This window comes from Streptomyces sp. NPDC107538, from assembly GCF_055657445.1.
The window spans coordinates 1,101,885-1,125,536 of sequence record NZ_JBVKAY010000001.1 but is presented as its reverse complement, the minus strand read 5'-3'; the positions used below and the strand labels follow the sequence as shown (position 1 = coordinate 1,125,536).

The 23,652-nt window shown below is 73.1% G+C and carries 23 protein-coding genes; 17 read left to right on the top strand and 6 right to left on the bottom strand.

Annotation, left to right across the window (positions count from 1 at the left end; translation table 11 throughout):
- Positions 1–101: 101 nt before the first annotated feature.
- From ACZ7MG_RS04965 to ACZ7MG_RS04930, 8 genes are all read left to right on the top strand, one after another.
- Positions 102–632: an SRPBCC family protein gene (locus ACZ7MG_RS04965; RefSeq protein WP_471392746.1), complete on the top strand. Its 531-nt coding sequence runs from the start codon at positions 102–104 to the stop codon at positions 630–632.
- On the top strand, positions 625–2,256 hold the full coding sequence (locus ACZ7MG_RS04960) for a phytoene desaturase family protein (protein WP_471392743.1): 1,632 nt from the start codon (positions 625–627) through the stop codon (positions 2,254–2,256). Before ACZ7MG_RS04965 ends, ACZ7MG_RS04960 begins: the two co-directional genes overlap by 8 nt.
- A 105-nt stretch (positions 2,257–2,361) precedes the next feature.
- Positions 2,362–3,240 (top strand): SDR family oxidoreductase, encoded by an 879-nt coding sequence (locus tag ACZ7MG_RS04955; RefSeq protein WP_471392740.1) that lies wholly within the window; start codon positions 2,362–2,364, stop codon positions 3,238–3,240.
- 128 nt (positions 3,241–3,368) lie between these two features.
- Positions 3,369–4,040: a nucleoside deaminase gene (locus tag ACZ7MG_RS04950; protein WP_471392737.1), complete on the top strand. Its 672-nt coding sequence runs from the start codon at positions 3,369–3,371 to the stop codon at positions 4,038–4,040.
- A gap of 10 nt (positions 4,041–4,050) precedes the next feature.
- On the top strand, positions 4,051–4,329 hold the full coding sequence (locus ACZ7MG_RS04945) for a hypothetical protein (protein WP_471392736.1): 279 nt from the start codon (positions 4,051–4,053) through the stop codon (positions 4,327–4,329).
- 61 nt (positions 4,330–4,390) lie between these two features.
- Entirely contained in the window at positions 4,391–4,831 is a 441-nt protein-coding gene (locus ACZ7MG_RS04940; protein ID WP_471392734.1) for an RrF2 family transcriptional regulator, read from the top strand.
- Positions 4,832–4,955: 124 nt separating this feature from the next.
- Entirely contained in the window at positions 4,956–6,161 is a 1,206-nt protein-coding gene (locus ACZ7MG_RS04935; protein WP_471392733.1) for a globin domain-containing protein, read from the top strand.
- Positions 6,162–6,300: 139 nt separating this feature from the next.
- Positions 6,301–6,774, top strand: coding sequence for a carboxymuconolactone decarboxylase family protein (locus ACZ7MG_RS04930; protein ID WP_471392730.1), 474 nt, complete (start codon positions 6,301–6,303; stop codon positions 6,772–6,774).
- A gap of 93 nt (positions 6,775–6,867) precedes the next feature.
- Here the strand turns inward: ACZ7MG_RS04930 and ACZ7MG_RS04925 are convergent, their stop codons facing one another.
- On the bottom strand, positions 6,868–7,314 hold the full coding sequence (locus ACZ7MG_RS04925; protein WP_471392727.1) for a cupin domain-containing protein: 447 nt from the start codon (positions 7,312–7,314) through the stop codon (positions 6,868–6,870).
- A gap of 192 nt (positions 7,315–7,506) precedes the next feature.
- Here ACZ7MG_RS04925 and ACZ7MG_RS04920 point away from each other — a divergent pair, with 192 nt between their 5' ends.
- From ACZ7MG_RS04920 to ACZ7MG_RS04880, 9 genes are all read left to right on the top strand, one after another.
- Positions 7,507–8,274: an SDR family oxidoreductase gene (locus ACZ7MG_RS04920; protein WP_471392724.1), complete on the top strand. Its 768-nt coding sequence runs from the start codon at positions 7,507–7,509 to the stop codon at positions 8,272–8,274.
- Positions 8,271–10,958, top strand: a complete 2,688-nt coding sequence (gene aceE, locus ACZ7MG_RS04915; protein ID WP_471392721.1) for a pyruvate dehydrogenase (acetyl-transferring), homodimeric type — start codon at positions 8,271–8,273, stop codon at positions 10,956–10,958. The genes ACZ7MG_RS04920 and aceE overlap by 4 nt, the downstream gene beginning before the upstream one ends.
- A 19-nt stretch (positions 10,959–10,977) precedes the next feature.
- Positions 10,978–11,727 carry a class I SAM-dependent methyltransferase gene (locus tag ACZ7MG_RS04910; RefSeq protein ID WP_471392718.1) on the top strand — a complete coding sequence of 250 codons (750 nt, stop codon included), beginning with the start codon at positions 10,978–10,980 and terminating at the stop codon, positions 11,725–11,727.
- A 97-nt stretch (positions 11,728–11,824) separates the two neighbouring features.
- Positions 11,825–12,322, top strand: a complete 498-nt coding sequence (locus ACZ7MG_RS04905) for an Ohr family peroxiredoxin (protein ID WP_471392715.1) — start codon at positions 11,825–11,827, stop codon at positions 12,320–12,322.
- Between the two features lie 128 nt (positions 12,323–12,450).
- Complete coding sequence (locus ACZ7MG_RS04900; protein ID WP_471392814.1) at positions 12,451–14,151, top strand: L-aspartate oxidase; 1,701 nt, start codon at positions 12,451–12,453, stop codon at positions 14,149–14,151.
- A 114-nt stretch (positions 14,152–14,265) separates the two neighbouring features.
- Positions 14,266–15,012, top strand: coding sequence for an SDR family oxidoreductase (locus ACZ7MG_RS04895; RefSeq protein ID WP_471392712.1), 747 nt, complete (start codon positions 14,266–14,268; stop codon positions 15,010–15,012).
- Between the two features lie 85 nt (positions 15,013–15,097).
- On the top strand, positions 15,098–15,685 hold the full coding sequence (locus ACZ7MG_RS04890) for a YceI family protein (RefSeq protein WP_471392710.1): 588 nt from the start codon (positions 15,098–15,100) through the stop codon (positions 15,683–15,685).
- Positions 15,682–15,882 carry a hypothetical protein gene (locus tag ACZ7MG_RS04885; protein ID WP_471392707.1) on the top strand — a complete coding sequence of 67 codons (201 nt, stop codon included), beginning with the start codon at positions 15,682–15,684 and terminating at the stop codon, positions 15,880–15,882. The genes ACZ7MG_RS04890 and ACZ7MG_RS04885 overlap by 4 nt, the downstream gene beginning before the upstream one ends.
- 112 nt (positions 15,883–15,994) lie before the next feature.
- Positions 15,995–16,897 (top strand): UTP--glucose-1-phosphate uridylyltransferase, encoded by a 903-nt coding sequence (locus ACZ7MG_RS04880; protein WP_471392704.1) that lies wholly within the window; start codon positions 15,995–15,997, stop codon positions 16,895–16,897.
- Positions 16,898–16,906: 9 nt separating this feature from the next.
- Here ACZ7MG_RS04880 and ACZ7MG_RS04875 read toward each other — a convergent pair whose 3' ends face one another.
- The 5 genes from ACZ7MG_RS04875 to ACZ7MG_RS04855 all read right to left on the bottom strand — a co-directional run bounded on the left by ACZ7MG_RS04875 (position 16,907) and on the right by ACZ7MG_RS04855 (position 23,649).
- On the bottom strand, positions 16,907–19,678 hold the full coding sequence (locus tag ACZ7MG_RS04875; protein ID WP_471392701.1) for an ATP-binding protein: 2,772 nt from the start codon (positions 19,676–19,678) through the stop codon (positions 16,907–16,909).
- Between the two features lie 115 nt (positions 19,679–19,793).
- Positions 19,794–20,732 carry a hypothetical protein gene (locus ACZ7MG_RS04870; protein ID WP_471392698.1) on the bottom strand — a complete coding sequence of 313 codons (939 nt, stop codon included), beginning with the start codon at positions 20,730–20,732 and terminating at the stop codon, positions 19,794–19,796.
- Positions 20,729–21,217 (bottom strand): hypothetical protein, encoded by a 489-nt coding sequence (locus tag ACZ7MG_RS04865; protein WP_471392695.1) that lies wholly within the window; start codon positions 21,215–21,217, stop codon positions 20,729–20,731. Before ACZ7MG_RS04865 ends, ACZ7MG_RS04870 begins: the two co-directional genes overlap by 4 nt.
- Positions 21,218–21,220: 3 nt before the next feature.
- Positions 21,221–22,444 (bottom strand): macrolide family glycosyltransferase, encoded by a 1,224-nt coding sequence (locus tag ACZ7MG_RS04860; protein ID WP_471392692.1) that lies wholly within the window; start codon positions 22,442–22,444, stop codon positions 21,221–21,223.
- The gene (locus tag ACZ7MG_RS04855; RefSeq protein ID WP_471392689.1) at positions 22,441–23,649 is read right to left on the bottom strand and encodes a patatin-like phospholipase family protein; all 1,209 of its coding nucleotides are present in this window, start codon (positions 23,647–23,649) and stop codon (positions 22,441–22,443) included. Before ACZ7MG_RS04855 ends, ACZ7MG_RS04860 begins: the two co-directional genes overlap by 4 nt.
- Positions 23,650–23,652 lie beyond the last annotated feature (3 nt).

The following is a 23,652-nucleotide window of genomic DNA, read 5'->3' as shown; positions in this document are numbered from 1 at the left end:
CGCTGTGCGCCCGGCGCCTCCGACCGCGCACCACCTGGTGTGGATCTCGGCGGTTCGGGCACTCGGCCGTCGACCGAGGCGGGGCGGGCTGGAGGTGCGGCATGGCGGTACGGCATCGGCTGATCAAGGTGAGTCCGCGGACCGTGTGGGCCGTCCTCGCGGACGGCACCCGGTACGCGGAGTGGGTGGTGGGTACGTCGGCCTCCGAGCCGGTGCGCGGGCAGTGGCCGCAGGTGGACTCGGCGATCGCCTACGAGATCCGTCTGGGCCCGCTGCGGCTGACCAACGAGACCGTGGTCCGGCACTGCGAGGAGGGCTCCGAACTGGGGCTGGAGGCGCGGGCGGGCGCGCTGGGCACGGCACGGATCTCTCTCCGGCTGCGCCCCTGGGGGCGTTACTGCCTGGTGATCGCGGACGAACACCCGCTGCAGGGCGTGGGCGGGGCGCTCCACAACGTGGGCGTGGAGGCGCTGATCCAGCTGCGCCATCGCACGATGCTCGCCCGCCTCGCCCGCCTCTGCGAGGACCAGCCGGAAGCCCCGGAGGCCACGGAGGCCGGGACCGGGACCGGAGGGCCGGCGCGCGTCCGGCGGCGCGGGGCGACCGCGCGCGGCACCGGCGACCATGCCTGACGCGGTGGTGATCGGCGCGGGCCCCAACGGGCTGGTGGCCGCGAATCTGCTGGCCGACGCCGGATGGAGCGTCGAGGTCCTGGAGGAGCAGCCCGAGCCCGGCGGCGCGGTGCGCCATGACACAGGGGTCGACCCCGACTTCGTCAGCGATCTCTTCAGCTCCTTCTATCCCCTGGCCGCCGCGTCCCCCGTGTTGGCCCGGCTCGGTCTCGACGCGCACGGTCTGCGGTGGAGCCATGCGCCCCACGTCCTGGCCCACCCGCTGCGCGACGGCAGGTGCGCGGTCCTCTCCCGCGAGATCGACGTCACCGCCGACTCCCTGGACGCCTTCCACCCGGGCGACGGGGACTCCTGGCGGCGCCTGCACGCGACGTGGGAGCGGCTGGGCCCGGACATCGTGGACGCGCTGTTCACCCCGTTCCCGCCGCTGCGTGCCACCGCCCGCCTCGCCGTCCGGCTGAGGGCGGCGGGCGGCCTGCGGATGGCCCGCACCCTGGCGACCCCGGTACGCCGCATGGGGGACGAGGAATTCCGGGGGGAAGGCGGCAAGCTCCTGCTGGCCGGAAACGCCCAGCACGCCGACCTCGCCCCGGAGGCCGCGGGCAGCGGCGGCTACGGCTGGCTGCTGTGCATGCTCGGACAGACGTACGGCTTCCCGGTACCGGCCGGCGGTGCGGGCGCCCTGACGGCGGCCCTCGTCAGCCGGCTGCGGGCGCGGGGCGGCGGCCTCAGCTGCGGTGTGCGGGTCCGCCGCGTCCTGGTGCGGGACGGACGGGCCGCCGGGGTGCTCACCGACGACGGCGAGAAGGTGGCCGCGCGCCGCGCCGTCCTCGCGGACGTGTCCGCACCGGCCCTCTACGGCGAACTCGTCGGGCCGGACCAGCTGCCGGACCAGCTGACGGCCGATCTGAGGCGCTTCCAGTGGGACTTCGCCACGTTCAAGGTCGACTGGGCCTGCGACGGGCCGGTGCCCTGGCGGGCCGAGGCGGCGGCGTCGGCCGGGACCGTCCATCTCGCCGACGGGGTGGACGAACTCACCCGCGGCGCCGCCCAGCTCGCCATGGGCCAGGTGCCCGACCGTCCCTTCGCGCTGTTCGGCCAGATGACGACAGCCGACCCCTCCCGCTCACCCCGGGGCACCGAGGCCGCCTGGGCCTACACCCATGTCCCGCACACCGTCCGGTCCGACGCGGGCGACGAGGGCCTGACCGGCACCTGGAACCGTACCGAGCAGGAGGTGATGGCCGACCGGATCGAACGCCAGGTCGAGCGGTTCGCGCCCGGTTTCCGCTCCCGGGTCCGCGCCCGGCGCGTGCTGGCCCCGCCCACGCTCCAGGCACTCGACCGGAACCTGTACGGCGGCGCCCTCAACGGCGGCACCGCGGCCCTGCACCAGCAACTCGTCTTCCGGCCCGCCCCCGGCACCGGCCGCCCCGAGACACCGGTGGACGGTCTCTACCTGGCCTCCGCCTCCGCCCACCCGGGCGGCGGGGTCCACGGGGCCCCGGGCGCCAACGCCGCCCGGGCCGCGCTGCGGCGGCACCGGCTGCCCGGTCTCACCCGCGCCCAGCGCGCCCTCGCCCACCGGGACCGCACCGGACGGAAACCGGGCCCACGCCGCTGACACCGTCCTCCCTCCCGTACGGCGGCGGCCCGGTCCCCGGTCATCTGAACAGCGTGCGCAGACGTACGGACGTCGCGTGAACCGCGTGCGCGGAAGGGATCAGCCGTGGACGACAGCCCTCTCAAAGACCGTGTCGTCGTGGTGACCGGCGCGGCACGGGGCATCGGTGCGGCGCTGGCGGACGCGCTGGCCCGGCGGGGCGCGCGCCTGGCCCTCCTCGACCACGACGAACCGGCGCTGCGGGCGACCGCCGCCGGCCTTCCCGGCCCGGTGCTGGCCCTCGGGGCCGATGTCACCGACGGCGCGGCCCTCGACGACGCCGCCGAGACCGTCCGGACGCGGCTGGGCCGACCCTCGGTCGTCGTGGCCAACGCCGGAGTCGCCGAGGGCGGGCCCTTCGCCTTGTCGGACCCGGACACCTGGCGCCGGGTGATCGACGTCAACCTGATCGGCAGCGCCGGGACCGCGCGGGCGTTCCTGCCGGACCTGATCGGGACGGCCGGCTATCACCTGCAGATCGCCTCGCTGGCCTCGATCGGCGCCGCCCCCATGATGAGCGCGTACTGCGCCTCCAAATCCGGCGTCGAGGCATTCGCCCAGACGCTGCGCGCGGAGACGGCGCACCAGGGTGTGGCCGTGGGCATCGCCTACCTGGGCTGGACCGACACCGAGCTGATCCGCGACGCCGACCGGTACGCGGCCGTGCGGGAACTGCGCGCCCACATGCCCCTGCCCGCCCGGCACGTCCAGCCCGTCGACACCGTCGCCGCCCGGCTGGTCCGGGCCGTGGAGCGGCGGAGGACCGCCGTCTACGTCCCCCGCCGACTGCGCCTGGCCCAGCTGACCCGAGCCGCGATCCCACCCCTCGTCCTCCGGGCCACCCGCCGCACCCTCCCCCGCCTCGCCTCCGAACAGCCCCTCCGCCCCACCGGCCTCCTGGGCCCGGGCGGCCGGGGCGACAGCGCCCCGCCCCCGGGCGGTTAGGCCGCGGTTCGTCGCTCGACACCCGATTCCGGCACGGCGCATGATCGCGGGGCGACATGGGGACGGTCCGTGATGATCCGGTCACCTTGTGGCACTTTCGGTGTCGGACATCAGGCGAGGAGAAGCGTATGGATGCGGGCAGGCGACGGTTTCTCGGGCGATCGGCAGCCATCGCGACGGGGGTTCTGGCACCACTCACCCTCGCGCCGAACGCGGCGTCGACGACGCCCACGGCCGCCGACGACCCCACCCCGCACGAGCGGTTCATGTGGCTGGCCGTCGAGCAGGCGCGCAAGAACCCGGAGTGGCCGTTCGGCGCGGTGATCGTCGACTCCCGTACCGGTGAGGTCCTGGGGAGCGGGGTCAACTCCGGGGCGGACAGTCCGCTGCTGCACGGCGAGGTGGTCGCGATGAACGACTACGTGCGCCGGCAGGGCAATCAGGGCTGGGCGGGGACGACCCTCTACACCACGGGTGAGCCCTGCTCGATGTGCATGAGCGCGTTGGCGTGGGCGGATGTGCGGCGCGTCGTGTGGGCCAGCTCGATCGACGAGATCCGCCGTACCGACATCATCCAGATCGCCCTGTCCGCGCGGGAGGTGGCCACCGCCGCGCGGTCCTTCTACAGCCCGGAGCTCCTCCTGGGCGGCGTCCTGGCGGACCACACGAACCAGCTGTTCCGGGAGGCCCGGCGGCTGCGCGAGGGCCGGGCCGACCCGGTGCGACTGTCACAGATCAGTCCGCCGCCTTGTCTTGCGCAGGGAACCCCCACGAACGCGGGACGAGAACGCGGAAGGTGAAGTCCTCATCATGAGCGCCGAGTCGACACCCCAGGAGCCCACGACCGCCCGTCGGCCCCGGCCCCGGCCCGGGCCCCGCAGGACGCTCGGCCTCGTCGCCGTCGTCCTGCTGGTCGTGGCCGTCCATCTCGGCGCGGGCGGACTCCTGTTGGCGTCGCCGGGCCCGTGGACGCACTGGGTCGCCGGAGTCGTCCTGGCGGTGGCCCTGGTCCACGCTGTCGGCGTCGTCCGCCGCCTCGTCGTCCACCGCAGGGCCACGGGCAAAACCCGTCGGCCGTACGGCCGTTGAGGAGACGTAGACCACTCCCCGTAAATACGCATCTCCGATGCAATATTGATAGTCTGCCTGCGTGAGGCTGACCAGGTACACGGATCTCGCGCTTCGGGCAGTGATGCGTCTGGCCGTCGTGGACGGCGAGGAGTTGCTGACGACGAGGCAGATCGCCGACTCGATGAACGTCCCCTACACGCACATGGCGAAGGCCATCGCGCAGTTGCAGCACCTGGGGGTGATCGAGGCGCGGCGGGGGCGCAACGGCGGGCTGACGCTCACCGGCGCGGGTCGCGGCACCCCTGTGGGGGATCTGGTCAGGACACTGGAGGGGGACCGGGAGGCCGTGGTGTGCGAGGGGGATGCCCCGTGCCCCCTCTCGGGCGCCTGCCGGCTGCGGCGGGCCCTGCGGGAGGCGCAGGAGGCGTTCTACTCCTCGCTGAACGGGGTGACGGTCGCCGATCTGGTGACCTCCCCGACGGGCCCGGTCCTGCTGACGCTGGGCGCTCCCCCGGGCTGACCGCCCGAGCTTTTCCCGTGACATTCCCGGCACCACTCCCGGAGCGCCGGGGCCGTCACACCCATGACCAAAAATATGCATCTCGAATACCAATTCAATCGAACTCGATCCAGGAGTGTGTCTGATGCTGTCTGCGCAGTCGGCCCCCGTCGTACGAGCGACCCTTCCCGCGGTCGGAGCCTCACTGACCACGATCACGGAGCTGTTCTACCGGCGGCTGTTCGAGGAGCGTCCGGAGCTGCTGCAAAATCTGTTCAACCGGACCAACCAGGCCACCGGCGCGCAGCGCGAGGCGCTGGCCGGATCGGTGGCCGCCTTCGCCACCCTGCTGGTCGAGCGGCCCGACACCCGCCCGGACTCCGTCCTCGCCCGGATCGCCCACAAGCACGTCTCGCTCGGCATCACCGCCGACCAGTACCCCCTGGTCGGACGGCATCTGCTCGGGGCGGTCGCCGAAGTGCTCGGTGACGCCGTGACACCGGAGGTCGGCGCCGCCTGGGACGAGGTCTACTGGCTGATGGCCAACGCCCTGATCGCCATCGAGTCCCGGCTCTACGCCGAGGCCGGTGTCGAGAACGGGGACGTGTGGCGCCGCATGGAGATAGCCGAGCGCCGTCAGGAGTCGGCCGACGCCGTGTCCCTGGTGCTGCGCCGCACCGACGGCCGCCCCACCGCCTCCTTCCGGCCCGGACAGTACGTCAGTGTCCGCGTCGAACTGCCCGACGGCGCACGCCAGAGCCGCCAGTACAGCCTGTCCACCGCGCCCGATCAGAAGACCTGGCGCATCACGGTCAAGCGCGAGAAGGCCGCCGACGGCAGTGTCCCGGACGGCGAGGTCTCGTCCTGGCTGCACGCCCACGCCGAGGTGGGCGACCTCCTCGATGTGTCACTGCCCGCCGGCGATCTCGTCCTGCCCGAGGCCGGCACCCCGCTCCTCCTCGCCTCCGCGGGCATCGGCATCACCCCCATGCTGTCGATGCTCGACCATCTCGCCCTCACCTCCTCCTCGCGTCCCGTCACCGTCGTGCACGCCGACCGCTCGCCCGCCGACCATGTCCACCGGGACGAGCAGGCGGCGCTCGTCGACCGTCTGACCAGCGCCGATCTTCATCTGTGGTACGAGAACGACGCCCACCGCTCCCCCGCGGCCCAGGTCTTCGCCGGGCGCGCCACCCTCGACCACCTCACCCCCGCCCCCGACACCACCGCCTACCTCTGCGGGCCGCTGCCCTTCATGCGGGTGGTGCGCGGCGAACTGCTGGACAAGGGGCTGCACCCCTCCGCCATCCACTACGAGGTCTTCGGCCCCGACCTCTGGCTCACCAAGTAGGCGCGGGAGCAGGGCGGGTGAGAGGCGGGTGAGAGGTGCAGACCGCCCATGAGACGCACGTCACACCCGACTTCCTGTCACGGATCGCCCGGTCCGTCCGGTCAGTAGGGTGTATCCGCCACACGGCAAGGAGATCACCGTGGAATCGCGTCTCAACTACTTCGGTCACCCCCTCGCGGGCAAGGTACTGAAGCACATCAACTCGGCCGGCAAGCTGGTGTCGGACTCGGCGCTGCCGGCCACCGTCCAGGAGCTGGTGAAGATCCGCGCGAGCCAGATCAACGGCTGTGGCTTCTGCACCGACATGCACACCAAGGACGCCACCGCTGCGGGCGAGACCCCGCAGCGCCTGTATCTGATCGCCGCCTGGCGCGAGGCCAAGGTCTTCACCGAGGCCGAGCGCGCCGCGCTGGAACTCACGGAGCAGGGCACCCGTATCGCCGACGCGGCGGGCGGTGTCACCGACGAGGCCTGGGCGAACGCCGCGAAGCACTTCGACGAGGAGCAGCTCGTCGCCCTCCTCTCGCTCATCGCCATCATCAACGCCTACAACCGCATCAATGTCATCAACCAGCAGCCTGCCGGGGACTACCAGCCGGGCCAGTTCGGCTAGTTCGGCCAGCTCGGCCAGGCCCTCCCCGGGCAGGCGCCCCACGGTCCGTCTCCACGCCGCCCCGACCTACGGCGGGGAGACGGACTCGCCGGTTCAGTCCACGGGCCGCGGTGCGCGCAAGGGGGCCCGGCGGGCGAGTTCCTCCTCGTCGACCAACGTGAGCATCGGTCGGCCCGGCGCACACAGCATGGTCACCACGAACCGGGTGGGCGCGTCGGTCAGGGCGTTGCCGTCCTGGTAGTGGATGACGTCGCCGCCCGGTTCCCAGAAGGTCTCCCCGGCCTTGACCACACGCTCCGGCTCCCCCTCCAGCTCGAAACGCACCGCGCCCTCGATCACATAGCCGAACGCGGGGCCCGAGTGGCGGTGCGGCGGGGTGCCGATGTCGCCGGGCGGCCAGGTGACCAGGAGCGTCATCCCCGAGGCGCCCTCGGGAATGTGGGGCGGCTCGGCGTCCTGGAGCACCGTCGCCGCGGTCGTCCAGGTCTCCGGACGCGGATGGTCGTCGGTCGTCGTCCCCGTCAGGTCGTCGTCGGACACGGTCGCACCTCCATGGGTCGCGCGGGCGAGGCTTCACCGTCCGCCTCCACCCGCTGCTTCGCCGGGAAGACCGGACGCGCACCGCTTCTGTGACAGTCGTCGCGCTCGCCGTCACAACAGCTCGTTGTCACAACAGTGGGACGTGGTCTGTCGTATGTGGTGCACGCGGGGACTCATGGAAAGGGATTCCAGATGAGGGTAGTTGTCGCAGGGGCCACGGGCCGGATCGGGTCCAGGACGGTGGCGAGGCTCAGGGACCACGGTGTGGAGGCGGTGCCGGTCTCCCGTCGCCACGGTGTGGACGTGCTCACGGGGGACGGTCTGGACGAGGCGCTGCGGGGAGCCGAGGTGCTGGTCGACGTCACCGACGCGCCCGCGCGCACCGAGGGGGCGGGGATGCACTTCTTCCGTACCGCCACGGCCAATCTGCTGGCCGCGGCGGTCGTGGCCGGGGTCGAGCACCATGTGGTCCTCTCCGCCGTGGGCGCCGACCAGCTGTGGTCGGAGTACTTCCGCGCGAAGCTGCTCCAGGAGGACATGGTGCGCAGCTCGCCCGTTCCCCACTCCGTCGTGCGGGCCACGCCGTTCTTCGAGTCCGTCGAGGTCATGGTGGACCGGAACACCTACGGCGACCGTGTGCACGTGCCGCCGGTCCTCGCCCGCCCCGTGTCGACGGACGACGTCGCCGTCACCGTCGCGCATGTCGCCGTGGGACTGCCGCTGTTCGGACTCCGCGAGGTCGCCGGGCCCGAGGAGCGCCGGCTCGACGAGCTGGCGGCCGAGGCACTGACCGCCCACGGGGACGAGCGAGTCGTCGTCCCCGACGCGCAGGCCCGTTACTTCGGTGCCGAGTTGCGGGAGCGGACACTGCTGCCCGGGGCGGACGCGCACATGGGGCACCTGTCGTTCGCCGACTGGCTCGCGCGGCCCGTCGTCCACGCGGACGGGCCCGTGTCATGAACGGCCCGGTCCGGTCCGCGGAGTTCCCCCCGACGAGCGAACTCGACCAGCTGCCCGACCGTGACGCGGAGGAGACCGCGGAGTGGCGGGCCTCGCTCGACGTCGTCATCGCCCACGCGGGGCCCGAGCGGGCCGCGTATCTGCTGCGCCGGGTGCACGCGTACGCGGCCCGCTCCGGAGTGGCCGTGCCGGGCCTGCTGACCTCGGACTACATCAACACGATCCCGGCGTCAGCGGAGCCCGCCTACCCGGGCGACCTCGCTCTGGAGTCCCGTATCACCGCGCTGAACCGGTGGAACGCGGCCGCGATGGTGACCCGTGCCTCGCCGCTGGGCCTCGGCGGCCACATCTCGACCTACGCCTCGGCGGCCTGGCTCTACGAGGTCGGGTTCCACCACTTCTTCCAGGGCAAGGACGGCACGGGTTCCGGGGACCAGCTGTATCTCCAGGGGCACGCCTCGCCCGGCGTCTATGCGCGGGTCTTCCTCGAAGGACGGCTGAGCGAGGAGCAGTTGGACGGTTTCCGGCGGGAGGCCGACGGTCACGGGCTGCCGTCCTATCCGCACCCCCGGCGGCTGCCCTGGCTGTGGGAGTTCCCGACCGTGTCGATGGGGCTCGGCCCGCTCGCCGCCGTCTACCAGGCACGGTTCAACCGCTATCTGCACCACCGGGGCATCAAGGACACGTCCGGGTCGCGGGTGTGGGCGTTCCTGGGCGACGGCGAGGTCGACGAGCCGGAGTCGACGGCCGCGCTGGAGCTCGCCGCCCGTGAGGACCTCGACAACCTCACCTTCGTCGTCAACTGCAATCTGCAGCGGCTGGACGGCCCGGTACGGGCCAACTCCAAGATCGTGCAGGAGCTGGAGGCCCGGTTCCGCGGTGCGGGCTGGCAGGTGGTGAAGACCCTGTGGGGCGAGGCCTGGGACCCCGTACTGCGGCAGGACACGGACGGCTCCCTCGTCCGCCGCCTCGACGAGACACCCGACGCCCAGCTCCAGACGTACGCCGCGCGGGACGCCGGCTACCTGCGCGAACACTTCTTCGTCGGGGACGGGCTTGCGCGCCTCGCGGCGGGCCTGGGCGACGCGCGGCTCACCGACCTGTTCGAGAACTCCCGGGGCGGGCACGAGCCCCGCAAGGTGTACGCCGCCTACCGGGCCGCCGTCGAGCACCGGGGGCAGCCGACCGTGGTCCTGGCCCAGACGGTGAAGGGCCACACGCTGGGGTCCGGTTTCGAGTCCCGCAACGCCAACCACCAGATGAAGAAGCTGACCATGGCGCAGTTCCGCCAGCTGCGCGACACCCTCGAACTCCCCATCCCCGACAGTGCGTTGAGCGGTGACATGGTCCCGTACTGGCACCCCGGCGAGGACTCGGAGGAGGTGCGCTACCTCCGCGAGCGGCGGGCCGCCCTGGCGGGCCCCGTCCCGGTACGGCGGGTGGTGGCCAGGCCTCTCCCGCAGCCGCCGTCCGACCCGTTCGCGCCCCTCCTCAAGGGCTTCGGGAAGCAGGAGGTGGCCACCACGACGGCGCTGGTCCGGCTGGTCAAGGATCTGATGCGGGTCGAGGGGACGGGGCGGCGCTGGGTGCCCATCGTCCCCGACGAGGCACGGACGTTCGGGCTGGAGTCGCTGTTCCCGACGGCCGGCATCTACTCGCCGAAGGGCCAGACCTACGATCCGGTGGACGCCGATCAACTACTGCGCTACCGGGAGGCCACGGACGGCCAGCTCATCGACGAGGGCATCACCGAGGCCGGGTCGATGGCCGAGTTCACGGCCGCGGCGACGTCGTACGCCACCCACGGCGAACCCATGATCCCCTTCTACATCTTCTACGCCATGTTCGGATTCCAGCGCACCGGCGACCAGTTCTGGGCCCTGGCCGACCAGTTGGGCCGCGGCTTCGTCATCGGCGCGACGGCCGGCCGTACGACGATGACCGGCGAGGGGCTGCAGCACGCCGACGGGCACTCCCATCTCCTGGCCTCCACGAATCCGGCCGCCGTGAGCTACGACCCGGCCTTCGCGTACGAGATCGCGGTGATCGTCCGGGAGGGCCTGCGGCGGATGTACGGCGAGCGGCCCGAGGACGTCTTCCACTATCTGACGGTCTACAACGAGCCCAAGCGGCAACCGCCCATGCCCGACGGGCCCGCGGTGGAGGAGGGGATCCTGCGCGGCATGTACCGGTTCCGGGCGGCGGAGCCCGACGCGGCCGGGCCGCGGATCCAGCTGCTGTCCTCGGGCACGGCCATCCACTGGGCGCTGGAGGCGCAGGAGTCGCTGGCGTCCGCGTGGGGGGTGCAGGCCGACGTCTGGTCGGTCACGTCCTGGACGGAGCTGCGCCGTGACGCCCTGAGCGCCGACCGGGCGCGGCTGCGGGGCGAGGAGCGTGTGCCGTATGTGACGGCGGCGCTCGCGGGCGCGCCGGGGCCCGTCCTCGCGGTCAGCGACTGGATGCGGCAGGTGCCCGACCAGATCAGCCAGTGGGTCGAGCAGGACTACACCTCGCTCGGCACGGACGGCTTCGGACTGTCGGACACCCGGGACGCGGTGCGCCGCTACTTCCATGTGGACGCCGGGTCGATCGTCGTCGCCGCCCTGGACCGGCTGGCACGCGCCGGCGCGGTCGCCCCGGAGACCGTCGTCCGAGCGCGCGCCCGCCACGAGCGGCGGGCCTGACCGGTCGCCGAGGAGTGCCATGCGCCGTCCCTCTTACGCGGTCAGTGCCGAGTTCTACGACGTGCTGCAGGCGGAGCGGGACGGGGCCCGGGTACGCCGGCTGTACGGGGGTGAGGTCGCGCGGGCCCGGGTCGGGGTGCTGGACGTGGGTGCCGGTACCGGTCGGGTGACGCTGATGAGCCTCCTGGAGTCGCGGGTCCCCGTGCACGCGGTGGAGCCCACGCGTGCCATGCGCGCCCCGCTGATGACACGGCTGGCGGCGCTGCCCGCCGACCAGCGCCGGCGGGTCACCGTGCATCCGCACCGCGTCGACGAGGCGGGGCTGCGCGCGGTGGCCGACGTCGCGGTGTGCCACAACACGGTCGCCTGTCTGCCGCCGGTGGCGCGGCGCGCCCTGTGGCCGGCCGTCGCCGAGGCGCTGGTGCCCGGCGGTGTGCTGCTGGTCCAGCTGCCGCCCGCCCGGCCGCCGCGGCACGCGACCGCGTACGAGTTCCCGGCCCAGCGCATCGGCCGGCACGAGTACGGCGGGCGCATGGTGACCTCGCCCGACGGGGAGCGGATCCGGGCCCGCTTCGACTACTGGGTGCGCGGTGAGGGCGGTGTGCTGCGGGTGCACCACGAGACGTTCTGGATGTGGCCGGCGGCCCGGACGGAGGTGATCGGGGAACTGAGGGAGGCCGGGTTCGCTCCGCTGCCCGAGCGGAGCGAACGGTCCGTCCTGGCGGTGCGGACCACGCGGGCGGCGTGGGCCGTGTCACAAGCGGGGTGACTGGCCGGTCAACCAGCTGTCCGGAGCCAGCGGCTTCCCTCCCACATAAAGGTGCATACGGCATGGAATATGGCAAAGCCGGTTCGGTGGGCGCGCGGTGACCGAACGGAACCCGTTGCCCGATCTGTCCGTCGAGAAGGACTTCGACGGGGAGTCCTTCGCCCCGATCTACACCACGACGGTGACGGTGAGCGGCGGGACGGCCAGTCATGGGCGGGCCTCGGGGCGGGCGCGCTCGGACGACGGGGTGCTGGACCTCGATCTGCGCATGCCCGCCGAACTGGGCGGCGACGGCAGCGGCACCAACCCCGAGCAGCTGTTCGCCGCCGGTTTCTCCGCCTGTTTCCACGGGGCGCTGAGCCTGGTGGCACGGCAGGCCGCGCTGGATCCGTCCGCCCTCACCGTCGAGGCGACCGTGGCGTTCGGCCGGGACCCGGAGGACGGCGGCTATCTGCTGCACGTCGACCTGGTGGTCACCTGGCCGGGCGTCGATCCGGAGACCGCCGCCCCGCTCCTCGCGAAGGCCGACTCGCTGTGCCCCTACGCGAAGATGGCCTGGCGGGGCACGCCGACCACCATCACGCTGGCCCCGTAGCCGCGGGGTCCCCGGCAGAGGAGTCCGTGGCCGGTGATGTCACAGATCGCGGGCCGGTCCGGTCGTAGAGGTGACAACACCGGCGATCGGAGTAGACCGTGGCACTCACCGAACAACGTCTTTCCACCATGGTGCTGGTGGTCGGCACCGGAGGCGCGGGGCTGCGCGCGGCGATCGAACTGGCCGAGGCCGGCGTGGACGTCCTCGCGGTCGGCAAGCGGCCCAAGGAGGACGCGCACACGGCTCTCGCGGCCGGCGGGATCAACGCGGCGCTGGCCACCATGGACCCGGAGGACAGCTGGCAGCAGCACGCGGCGGACACCCTCAAGGAGAGCTATCTGCTCGCCGATCCCCGCACCGCCGAGATCGTCACCCGGGGCGCCGCCCGGGGCATCGACGACCTGGAGCGGTTCGGCATGGCGTTCGCGCGGGAGGAGGACGGCCGGATCTCCCAGCGGTTCTTCGGGGCGCACACGTTCCGGCGCACCGCCTTCGCGGGCGACTACACGGGGCTGGAGATCCAGCGGACGCTGATCCGGCGCGCGGAGCAGCTGAAGGTGCCGATCCTCGACGGGGTGTACATCACCCGGCTCCTGGTGCACGACGGGGCCGTCTTCGGCGCCTACGGCTTCGACCTGACGAACGGGACGCGGTATCTGATCCACGCCGACGCCGTGATCCTCGCGGCGGGCGGGCACACCCGGATCTGGCGGCGTACGTCCTCGCGGCGCGACGAGAACACCGGCGACTCCTTCCGGCTGGCCGTGGACGCCGGGGCCCGGCTGCGCGACCCGGAGCTGGTGCAGTTCCACCCGTCCGGGATCATCGAGCCGGAGAGCGCGGCCGGAACCCTGGTCAGCGAGGCCGCCCGGGGTGAGGGCGGGGTCCTGCGCAACGCGCTCGGGGAACGCTTCATGGCCCGCTACGACCCCGACCGGATGGAGCTGTCCACCCGCGACCGGGTGGCCCTGGCCTCCTACACGGAGATCAAGGAGGGGCGCGGGACCCCCAAGGGCGGGGTGTGGCTCGACGTGTCCCAGCTGCCCCGGCAGACGATCATGACGCGGCTCCCCCGCGTCTACCAGACGCTGCTGGACCTGCAGATGCTGGACATCACCCGGGAACCGATCGAGATCGCGCCCACCGCGCACTACTCGATGGGCGGGGTGTGGGTGCGCCCGGAGGACCACAGCACCGACGTACGGGGGCTGTACGCCATCGGGGAGGCGTCGAGCGGACTGCACGGCGCCAACCGGCTCGGCGGGAACAGCCTGATCGAGCTGCTGGTCTTCGGCCGGATCACCGGCCGGGCCGCCGCCGCCTACTCCGAGTCCCTGACCGCCCAGCCGCGCTCGGCCGCGGCCGTCGCACAGGCCCGCGCGGAGGTCGACGACCTGCTCACGGCCGACGGGCCGGAGAACGTCCGTGCCCTGCAGCGGGCCATCCGCAACACGATGACCGAGCACGCGGGGGTCGTACGCGACGAGGAGGGCCTGCGGGCCGGGCTGGCGGAACTCTCCGTCATCGAGAAGCGGATGGAGGACGTCGGGGTCCACCCCGACATCGCCGGCTATCAGGACCTCGCCCACGCCTTCGACCTCAAGTCCGCCGCGCTGGCCGCCCGCGCCACGCTCGAAGCGGCGCTGGAACGCCGCGAGACCCGCGGCTGCCACAACCGCAGCGACTATCCCGACCTCGACCCCGCGATGCGGGTGAATCTCGTGTGGTCACCGACGACCGGGATCACCCACGAGAGTATTCCGGCGATCCCGGACGAGATTTCCGCGCTGATGCAGGAGGTCACGACAGAGGGCAAGCTCGTCGAATGACGAGAACGACGGGAACGACGAGAATTCTCGGAATTCCCGCGGAACCCCTGTCACAAGTACCGCCCCTGTCCTGTCTCCTCTGGTAACGAGAAGAACTTCCGAAAGGATTCCGTCATGAAGGTCGTAGTGATCGGTGGAACCGGGCTCATCGGTTCGAAGCTCGTCGAAAAGCTCAACGAGCACGGGCACGAGGCCGTCGCCGCCGCGCCCAACACCGGCGTCAACACCCTGACGGGCGAGGGTCTCGCCGAGGTCCTGGAGGGCGCGTCGGTCGTGGTCGACGTGTCGAACTCGCCCTCCTTCGCGGACGACGCCGTCATGGACTTCTTCCGCACCTCCACGACCAACCTCCTCAAGGCCGAGTCCGAGGCCGGTGTGGAGCACCATGTGGCCCTCTCCGTGGTCGGCACGGACCGCCTCCAGGAGAGCGGCTACTTCCGCGCCAAGCAGGCCCAGGAGGAGCTGATCCAGTCGTCCGGGATTCCGTACTCGATCGTGCACGCCACGCAGTTCTTCGAGTTCATGAAGGGGATCGCGGACATGTCGACCGAGGGCGACACCGTGCGGCTGGCCCCCGTGAAGATCCAGCCGATCTACTCCGGCGACGTGGCCGCCGCCGTCGGCCGCACCGCGGTCGGCTCCCCGGTCAACGGGCTGGTCGAGGTCGCGGGCCCCGACGTCTTCCAGCTCGACGAGCTGATCCGCAAGGGGCTCGCCGCCAAGGGCGACCCCCGCCGGGTCGTCACCGACCCGAAGGCCGCGTACTCCGGTGCCCAGGTGCAGGAGAACACGCTCGTCCCGGGCCCGGACGCGCACATCGCCGAGACCCGGTTCGCCGACTGGCTCGCCCAGCAGAAGTAGGCCCTTTCCCGCGGCCCCCGCCGACGGGCGGGGGCCGCTGGATCCACCGCTTTCCGGAATTCCCCTCCCGAAGGGACGGTTCGCCATGTCCAACCGCACCGAAACCGTGCTGTCCGATTCCGCGCCCTATTCAGGGCTGACGGGCACCTACACCATCGATCCGGAACACAGCACCATCGGATTCTCCGTCCGCCACGCGATGATCAGCAATGTGCGGGGGAAATTCACCGCTTTCGAAGGGCTGCTCACACTCGACGGGGAACACCCGACCCGGTCCGAGGCCCATGTCAGTGTCCAGACCGGCAGTCTCGACACGGGCATCGCCCAGCGGGACGCCCATGTCATCAGCGGGGACTTCCTGGACTCGGCGACCTTCCCCCTGATGACCTTCCGCTCCACCGGGATCGCCGACGCCGGGGAGGGCAGGTTCCGGATGTCGGGCCTCCTGCGGATCAAGGACGTCGAACTGCCCCTCGACCTCGACCTGGAGTTCGGCGGCGCGGGCCAGGACGCCGGCGGGCAGCAGCGGGTCGGCTTCGAGGGCACGGCCACCCTGCGGCGCTCCGACTGGGGGATCGACTGGAACTCGCCGCTGGCCACGGGAGGGGTGCTGATCAGCGACAAGGTGAAGCTGGTCCTCGACATCTCCGCCGTGGAGCTGGACCCGCGATGACCCGGCCGTCCGAGGACCGGACCGCCATGGCGGCCACCGTGGTGTCGCTGGCCGCCGAGGCCACCGCGCTGGAGACCCGGGTCGACACCTTGCGCCGGGAGCTGGCCGACCTCGACGAGCGGACGCGGGCCGTCCTGCACGCCCTGCGCCGCCTCGACCAGGGACGGGCCCGCGGCGGCCGCAGAGGCCCTGGGTAGGGGCCGGAGAGGCCCTGGGTAGGCTTCCTCCCGGAGCCGCACGCCCGTGTACGTGTGTGCCCGGGTCGCCGTGCCAACCGGTACGGTGTGCCGCTCTACCAGGAGAGATTTGATGCCCCCGACGATTCGCCGGGCTGTGATCCCCGCCGCCGGCCTCGGTTCCCGTCTGCTGCCCCTGACGAAGGCGACGCCGAAGGAGATGCTGCCGGTCGGCGACAAGCCGGTCATCGAGCACACCGTGCGCGAACTGGTGGACTCCGGCATCACCGACATCACCATCGTCGTCTCCGGGGGCAAGAGCCTCATCCAGGACCACTTCCGCCCCAACCCGGCCCTGGTCGAGCAGCTCCGCGAGGACGGCAAGACGGCCTACGCCGACGCCGTGGAGGAGGTCGCGGAGCTGGCCCGCCGGGGCCACATCACCTACCTCGACCAGTACGGGCCGTACGGCAACGGCACCCCGGTGCTCAACGCCGCGCGTGCCTTCGGCGACGAGCCCGTACTGGTCCTCTGGCCCGACGACGTGTTCGTGGCCGAGGTCCCCCGCGCCCAGCAGCTGATCCGCGCCTACGAGCAGACCGGCTGCCCGGTGCTGGCCCTGCTGCCGATGGACCCCACCGAGTCCCAGCGCTACGGCGTGCCCATCGTCAAGGAGGACCTCGGCGACGGCCAGCTGCGCATCACCGGCCTGGTCGAGAAGCCCGAACCGGCCGCCGCGCCCTCGGCGTACGCGGCGATCGGCGGCTATGTCGTCACCCCCGGCATCATCGACGAACTGCGCGAGCAGACCCGCCGCTGGTACGAGCACCGGACCGGCGAGGTCTATCTGACCGACGCCATCAACGCCTACGCCGCCACCCGCGCGGTGTACGGGCAGGTCATCAAGGGCCGCTGGTACGACACCGGCAACCCGGCCGACTACCTGGTCGCCCAGATGGCCTTCGCGCTGGCCCACCCGGAATACGGCCCGCTGGTGCGGGGCCTGGTCGACGGCCTGGACACCACCGCGGAGTAGAGCGGGCCCTCAGGCCGATGTCGCCTCGCCTTCGAGGCGCAGGGTGCGGATCTCCTTGCGGGAGGAGATGCCGAGCTTGGAGAACACCTTGCGCAGATGCCATTCGACGGTGTGGGGGCTGAGGAACAGCTGGGTGCCGATCTCGGAGTTGGTGAGGCCCTCGCCGGCGAGCCGGGCGATCTGGGCCTCCTGGGAGGTGAGGGCCGTGGGCGCCGAGATGGTGTGTCTGCGGACCTTCGCCCCCGTGGCCTGCAACTCGCTCCGGGCGCGTCCGGCGAAGGCCTCGGCGCCGATCCGGCTGAACATGTCGTGGGCGACGCTCAGCTGGGCGCGGGCGTCGACCCGGCGGTTCTCCCGGCGCAGCCACTCGCCGTACAGCAGCTGTGCGCGGGCCAGCTCCACGCGGACCCGGGTCCGCGTGAGGCGTTCGATCGCCTCACGGTAGAGCCGCTCCGCGGTGTCGCCCTCGCTCAGCAGGGCCCGACAGCGTGCTTCCAGGCCCAGTGCCCAGTCGGTGCCGCTGGCGCGGGTGGCCGCCGAGAGCCGCTCCAGCGCGTCGGTGGCCGACTGGGGCAGACCGCTGCGGACGGCCGCCTCGATCAGCTCGGTCAGGCCCCAGTGCGGCGAGGCGAACTCGTAGGGGTGGGCGGCGGCCTCCCGGGCGGCGGCGAGCGCTTCGGTGTACTGGCCGAGGCCGTTGCAGAGCACCGCGTGGTAGCAGTGCGAGACGGTGACGGCGGCTCCCTGGCCGTGTGGCACGGCCTCGCCCATGATCTCGTCGAGCAGGGTGCGGGCCTCGTCCTCGCGGCCGCGCCAGGCGGCCAGGCCGAGCGGCAGGACGCGCGTCGGGTGGCTCCCGATCGCCGCGCAGACCGTGCCGACCTCCTCGACCAGCGCCGCGGCGGCCGTCAGCTCACCGGCGAGGAGGTGTGTGTGGGCGCGGGCCTCCAGTACGTCGGGGAGGGCGCTCAGCGCCCCGGCCCGGCGGGTGATCGTCAGATGGCGGGTGACGACCCGGTGCCAGCGCTCGTCGTCCCAGAGGTCCGAGGCGAGGACCCCCGCGAGCCAGAGCCGGCGCAGCGCCTCCTGGACGGGGAGGCCGTCGTCGCAGAACGCTTCGAGGACCTTCTCCATGCGCGGCACCGAGGCCGCGTAGCCGTCGGTGAGGCGCACGGCGACGGCGTCCAGCAGCAGGTCGGGAAGGAGCGCCGGCTCGGTCGGCGGGGCTCCTTCCCGGGCGGCCCGGCCCACCTCCCGCAGACCCGGACCGCGCGCCAGGCGGCCCGCGAATATCGCCGCCGCGACGGCGTCCAGGTAGGTGTCACGGGCGAGCGCGGCGTCGAGCGGACCGAACCGGCGGGCGGCGGCGAGGAGCAGCGGGACCGCCTCGCTGCCCCGGTTCTGGGCGAAGGCGAGTTCGGCGTGCAGGACGTCGATCCGGGCGCGTCCGAGGTCGTCGAGGGGCCCGGACTCCGCCGTGGCGAGGAGCGTGGCCGCGGGCTCGAACGCGCCCGCGTGGAGGGTCGCGCGGGCGGCTTCCACCGTGCGCCGGGCGCGTCGGTCCGGGTCCTCGGTCAGGGCGGCGGCGCGTTGCAGGAACGCGGCCGTCGCGGCGATGCCGCCGCGGGCCTGGGCCCGGTCGGCGGAGCGTTCCAGTTCGGCGGCGACGCTCTCGTCGGGGCCCGGGGTGGCGCCGGCCAGATGCCAGGCCCGGCGGTCGGGGTCGAGTGCGGCGTCGGTGGCGTCGGCCAGGGCCCGGTGTGCCTCGCGGCGGTCGTGCGGGCTCGCCGCGCGGTATGCGGCCGAGCGCACCAGGGGGTGCCGGAAGCGGACGCGGGTGCCGAGGGTGATCAGCTCCGCGGCGTCGGGGTGCGCCAGGGCGGCGTCGACGTCGATGCCCAGCCGCTCGGCGGCGCGCCTGAGCAGGGTCACGTCGCCGACCGGTTCGGCCGCGGCGGTGAGCAGCAGACGGCGGGACTCGGCGGGCAGCGACCGGACCCGGTCGGCGAAGCCCTGTTCGATCTGGCTGGGCAGCGGTCCGGCGTCCGGACGTCCGAAGCCGCCGGCCAGTTCTCCGACGGCCAGGCGGCGGGGCAGTTCCAGCAGGGCCAGCGGGTTGCCGCCGGACTCGGCGACGATGCGTTCGCGCACCCGCTGGTCGAGGGGGCCGGTGACGACCGAGTCGAGGAGTCGCCGGGAGTCGCTCTCGGAGAGTCCGGTGACGGGCAGTTCCGGGAGGCCGCCGAGGGCTTCGGCGGGGCCGGGCTCGCGGACGGCGAGGACGAGCACGACCGATTCGGCGAGCAGTCGGCGGGCGACGAAGGCCAGGGTCTGGGCCGAGACGTGGTCCAGCCACTGGGCGTCGTCGACGAGGCAGACGAGCGGCTGGTCCCCGCCGGCGTCCGCGAGGAGGCTCAGGGTGGCCAGCCCGACCAGGAACCGGTCCGGGGCGGCACCGGCCCTCAGTCCGAAGGCCGTGCCGAGCGCGTCGCGCTGTGGGCCGGGCAGCCGGTCGAGGCCGGCCAGCAGGGGTGCGCAGAGCTGGTGCAGTCCGGCGTAGGAGAGTTCCATCTCGGACTGGACGCCGGCCACGTTGACCGTGCGGCAGCCGTCGGCGCGGTCGAGGAGGAACCGCAGCAGTTCGGTCTTGCCGATGCCCGCCTCACCGCGCAGCACCAGGACGCCGCTGCGGCCGGCCCGGGCGCCCGCGAGCAGGTCGTCGAGAGCCCGGCACTCGTTCTGTCTGCCGAGGAGTCCGGCGTGTGAACCGCTCCTCGCCATGGCCGCTCCCCGGTCTGAACGCTTCGACCGGTATGGTAATACGCCTTTCGATCGCTACGCCCGGGTAGAGGTGAGCCTTCCGGGCAGCAGGGGGGCGTCAGGGCAAGGGGGACCGTCAGGGCAGGGAGGGGTCCGTCGTCGTCGGTGTGCCGTGGTGGGCGCGGACGATGCCGATCACGGTGTCGGTGGTGCGGTCGAGGTAGGTGCGGCCGTCGGGCAGCCGGGTGTCCGGGCTGATGTAGCTGCGCGGACCGAGGTGGGTGGCCGGGTCGAGCCGGTGCACGGTGATCCGGCCCGCGCGGTGGGCGCGGTTCCATCCGCTGCGGCGCAGCAGGGGCCAGCGCTGCGGGAAGATCCAGGTGCCGACCCGCTCGATCCGGTCGCCCGCGCTGGTCAGCTGGTGCACGTGCGCGGCGTGGGTGAGGTCGTTGGCCCCGTTGTGGAACCCGCCGAGGGTGATGACGACGAGCGGCGCGCGCAACTGGGTGTGGAGTTCGTCGATCGCGCCGGTGGCCACCTGCGCGCCCCCGCTGTAGCTGAGGAGCACCACGGGGATGCCGCTGTCGGGCTGATAACCGGCCAGCCGGAGCTGGGTGGCGATCTGGGAGCCGACGGCCCGGTTGTAGAGCGGGCGGTAGCGGTGGTCGGCGGCGACGAAGACCTGCATGACGTTGTGCAGGAACAGCAGCAGCCCGATGTGCCGGCGCAGCCACGCCCACACGGGCCGGTCGGCCAGCGGGTCGGCCAGCGGCGAGTACGGCTGCACCTGCCCCAGCACCCGCAGCTCCGGCGCTCCGGCGAGCACGGCCTTGACGAGCTGGCCGCCGTCCCGGGTGTCACGGAAGCGCCGCTTGCCGATGCCGTCCAGATAGACCAGGTACGCGGCCGGGGGGCTGTCGGGGGCGGCGCCCCTGGCGTAGGGGACGCCGTCGGGGAGTTCGGTGACCGGGTCGCGCCAGCCCGCGCTGTAGGCGAGCACCTCGTAGCGGGCCAGCAGTCCCTCGGCGATCAGGACCGGCCCGAGCGCGCAGATCCAGAGCACGAGGTCGTTCATACGATCACCTCCGGTGTCCGGGTGGCGCTGACCCGTACGACCAGCCGCCGCACGCCCTCCACGGTGACGCCGAGGCCGGTCCCGGCGACGGCGACGCACCCGGCGGCGGTCCACCAGCCGAGCCCGGACGCCGTCGCGAGCGAGCCCGCGAGACCGGCCCCGACGCCGACGAAGAGCAGCATGTGCAGCAGGGGTCCGAGCAGCGGGAAGGCGAGGACGGCGGAGAGCAGCAGCGGGACCAGCAGGTTCGGCGTCCACGACAGTCCGCTCTCCGGCGGCGGGGAGGACTGGAGCAGTTCGGCGAGGGTCCAGGCGGTCAGCGGCCACAGCGCGAGGACGGCGCCCTCGACGAGACCGGCGGCCACCAGCAGCCCGGCCACGAAGGTCCGCGACATGCCGGGGCGACGCGACACCAGGGGCACGATGCGTCCGGCGGCCTCCGAGAGACCGGCGCACACCAGCAGCAGGACGACGGCGGTGGACATCGCTCAGCCCCGCCGTGACGGGTCGACGGGGACCTGCGGCCGGGGCGCCCCGGCCGCGCGCAGGCACCCCTCCAGCTCGTCGGCGGCCCGCAGAGCGCCACCCGCCTCGTGCTGGGCGACCCGCAGCCCGGCCGCGGCCGTGCGGAACCCGGGCTCGTGGAGCAGCCGCCGGGCCAGGCTCCGCACGGTGCCCCGGGCGACGTCCTCGGTGCGCATCGACAGGCCCGCGCCGAGTTCGACGACCCGCCGGGCCACCATCGGCTGGTCGGCGCCCTGTGGCACCACCAGCAGCGGCACACCGGCGTACATGGCCTCGTTGACACTGTTCATCCCGCCGTGGGTGACGAACAGCGCGGCCCGGGCCAGTACCTCCGGCTGCGGTACGAAGCGGTACGGCAGCACGTTTGCCGGCAGCGGCCCCAGCGCGTCGGGGTCGGTCTGACCGGTGGACACGAGCACGGTGCCGCCGAGCGGGGCGAGCGCGGTGGCGAAGGTCCGCAGCAGCTGGGGGTCGGCGTTGAACACCGTGCCCAGCGAGGCGTACAGCACCGGGTCCTGGAGCCGGTCGAGCGGGAACGACGGGTCGGCCGGGCGGGCGCCGATGCTCGGGCCGACGAAACGGTAGGACCCGTCGAACTCCTCCACGGCGGGCTGGAACTCCCGCGAGGTGTAGACCAGGTTGAGCGGCTGGCGGATGTTGGCCACGTCGAGCAGGGGCAGCCCGCTCGCGGTGAAGCGCCGGTGCAGCTCCCAGCGGGACCGCAGATAGCGCCACAGGCTGCGGGGCCGGGCCCGGGCCGCCGCCAGCAGCTCCCAGGAGCCGTGGGTGGGGCTGGGCACCTGCCGGCCGAAGGCGAACGTGGTGAACGACGAGACCGCCGGCACCCCCAGTTCACGGGCGGCGACCGCGCCCCACAGACAGGCGCTGTCGTGGACGATCAGGTCCGGCGGGTCGCGGCGGAGGTCGGCGAGCACCCCGGGCAGCCAGCGGACGGCGGTCTCCGCGAGCGCCTCCATCCACGTCAGCGGTGTCGGCGGGTCCGGGAACGGCGGGTTGCCGCCCGGGTAGTCGCGCACGGTCGCGCCGACGGCCTCGATCTCCGCGCGGAACTCGGGCGAGGCGTGATAGGTGACGGTGTGGCCGCGCCGCACCAGCTCCGCCACCACCGGCAGCGTCGGATTGATGTGCCCGTGCATGCTGATGTTGAGGAACGCGATGGTGCTCACAGCCCTGCCTCCACGGTCGAGGAAGTCGGTGCCCCGCCCGGACGGGCGGGCGCGGTGGGAACAGTGGGGACGCCCGGACGGGCGGGCGCGGTGGGAACGCCGGGGTCGGCGGGCGCGGACGGAACGCCGGGATCCACGGGCACGGCCGGGACGCCGGGATCCTCGGGCACGGCCCGGACGCCGGGGTCGGCGGGCGCGGACAGAACGCCCGGACGAGCGGGCACGGCCCGGACGCCGGCATCCGCGGGCACGGCCCGGACGCCGGGATCGGCGGGCGTGGTGGGACCGGTGGGGGCGCCGGGCGTGGCCCGTCCGGCGGGGGCGGCCGGGCCGGGGGGCGCCATCGGCGGGCCGTCGACGCGGTACAGGCCGGGTCCGCTGATGCGCAGGTCGTCGAGGAAGCGGCCCGCCGTGCGGGCGGCGGTGCCGATCAGCCGCTGGGTGTGGCCGAAGTCCCAGGGGGCGGGCCAGGCCTCGATACCGGTGGGCAGCACCACGGTCGGGATGTGCCGGGACACCTCGTGCAGATCGCGCTCGATCTGGTGGCGCAACAGCAACAGCCCGGCCCGGGAGGCGATCGCACCGGCCCGCGCACCCGGTTCGACGGGGCGCAGCGGCGAGCTCTCCGGGCCGGTCGACAGCACCACCACACTGGCCGCGCCGGCCTGCAGCGCCGCCAGCACCGGCACATAGGCGACCACCCCGCCGTCGACCAGCGTCCGGCCGCCGCGGGCCACCGGCGGCAGCACCCCGGGGATGGCCGCGCTCGCCAGGAGCGCCGACTCCAGGTCCCCGTGGTCGAGCGCCACCGGGACACCGGTCACCAGATCCATCGCGACGGCGGTGAACGGGATCGCCAACTGCTCGATCCGCGACGGCAGTTCGGCCCGCGCGATCAACCGGCGCAGGCCGCGGTCGGTGAAGAGGCTGGTCCGGGACGACAGATAGCCGAGCGGATACACCTCGCGGCGGCGCAGCCGGGTCCACACATGGTCCAGCCAGGGCGCGGCCCGGTCGGGGTGGGCGGCGGCGATGGCCCCGTTCAGGGCTCCCACCGACGTACCGATGATCATGTCCGGGGTGAACGCGCGCCGCTCCAGCGCGTACCCGACCCCCACATGGGCCGCTCCGAGCACACCGCCGGCACCCACCACCGCGGCCACGGGACGGGGCAGGCCCCGCAGACCCACCGAGGAGTCGCTCATGTC

Coding starts and splice junctions, on each gene's coding strand:
- ACZ7MG_RS04965 (WP_471392746.1), top strand. CDS start 102: ATGGCGGTACGGCATCGGCTGATCAAGGTGAGTCCGCGGACCGTGTGG.
- ACZ7MG_RS04960 (WP_471392743.1), top strand. CDS start 625: ATGCCTGACGCGGTGGTGATCGGCGCGGGCCCCAACGGGCTGGTGGCC.
- ACZ7MG_RS04950 (WP_471392737.1), top strand. CDS start 3,369: ATGGATGCGGGCAGGCGACGGTTTCTCGGGCGATCGGCAGCCATCGCG.
- ACZ7MG_RS04945 (WP_471392736.1), top strand. CDS start 4,051: ATGAGCGCCGAGTCGACACCCCAGGAGCCCACGACCGCCCGTCGGCCC.
- ACZ7MG_RS04935 (WP_471392733.1), top strand. CDS start 4,956: ATGCTGTCTGCGCAGTCGGCCCCCGTCGTACGAGCGACCCTTCCCGCG.
- ACZ7MG_RS04920 (WP_471392724.1), top strand. CDS start 7,507: ATGAGGGTAGTTGTCGCAGGGGCCACGGGCCGGATCGGGTCCAGGACG.
- aceE (WP_471392721.1), top strand. CDS start 8,271: ATGAACGGCCCGGTCCGGTCCGCGGAGTTCCCCCCGACGAGCGAACTC.
- ACZ7MG_RS04910 (WP_471392718.1), top strand. CDS start 10,978: ATGCGCCGTCCCTCTTACGCGGTCAGTGCCGAGTTCTACGACGTGCTG.
- ACZ7MG_RS04900 (WP_471392814.1), top strand. CDS start 12,451: ATGGTGCTGGTGGTCGGCACCGGAGGCGCGGGGCTGCGCGCGGCGATC.
- ACZ7MG_RS04895 (WP_471392712.1), top strand. CDS start 14,266: ATGAAGGTCGTAGTGATCGGTGGAACCGGGCTCATCGGTTCGAAGCTC.
- ACZ7MG_RS04890 (WP_471392710.1), top strand. CDS start 15,098: ATGTCCAACCGCACCGAAACCGTGCTGTCCGATTCCGCGCCCTATTCA.
- ACZ7MG_RS04885 (WP_471392707.1), top strand. CDS start 15,682: ATGACCCGGCCGTCCGAGGACCGGACCGCCATGGCGGCCACCGTGGTG.
- ACZ7MG_RS04880 (WP_471392704.1), top strand. CDS start 15,995: ATGCCCCCGACGATTCGCCGGGCTGTGATCCCCGCCGCCGGCCTCGGT.
- ACZ7MG_RS04875 (WP_471392701.1), bottom strand. CDS start 19,678: ATGGCGAGGAGCGGTTCACACGCCGGACTCCTCGGCAGACAGAACGAG.
- ACZ7MG_RS04870 (WP_471392698.1), bottom strand. CDS start 20,732: ATGAACGACCTCGTGCTCTGGATCTGCGCGCTCGGGCCGGTCCTGATC.
- ACZ7MG_RS04865 (WP_471392695.1), bottom strand. CDS start 21,217: ATGTCCACCGCCGTCGTCCTGCTGCTGGTGTGCGCCGGTCTCTCGGAG.
- ACZ7MG_RS04855 (WP_471392689.1), bottom strand. CDS start 23,649: ATGAGCGACTCCTCGGTGGGTCTGCGGGGCCTGCCCCGTCCCGTGGCC.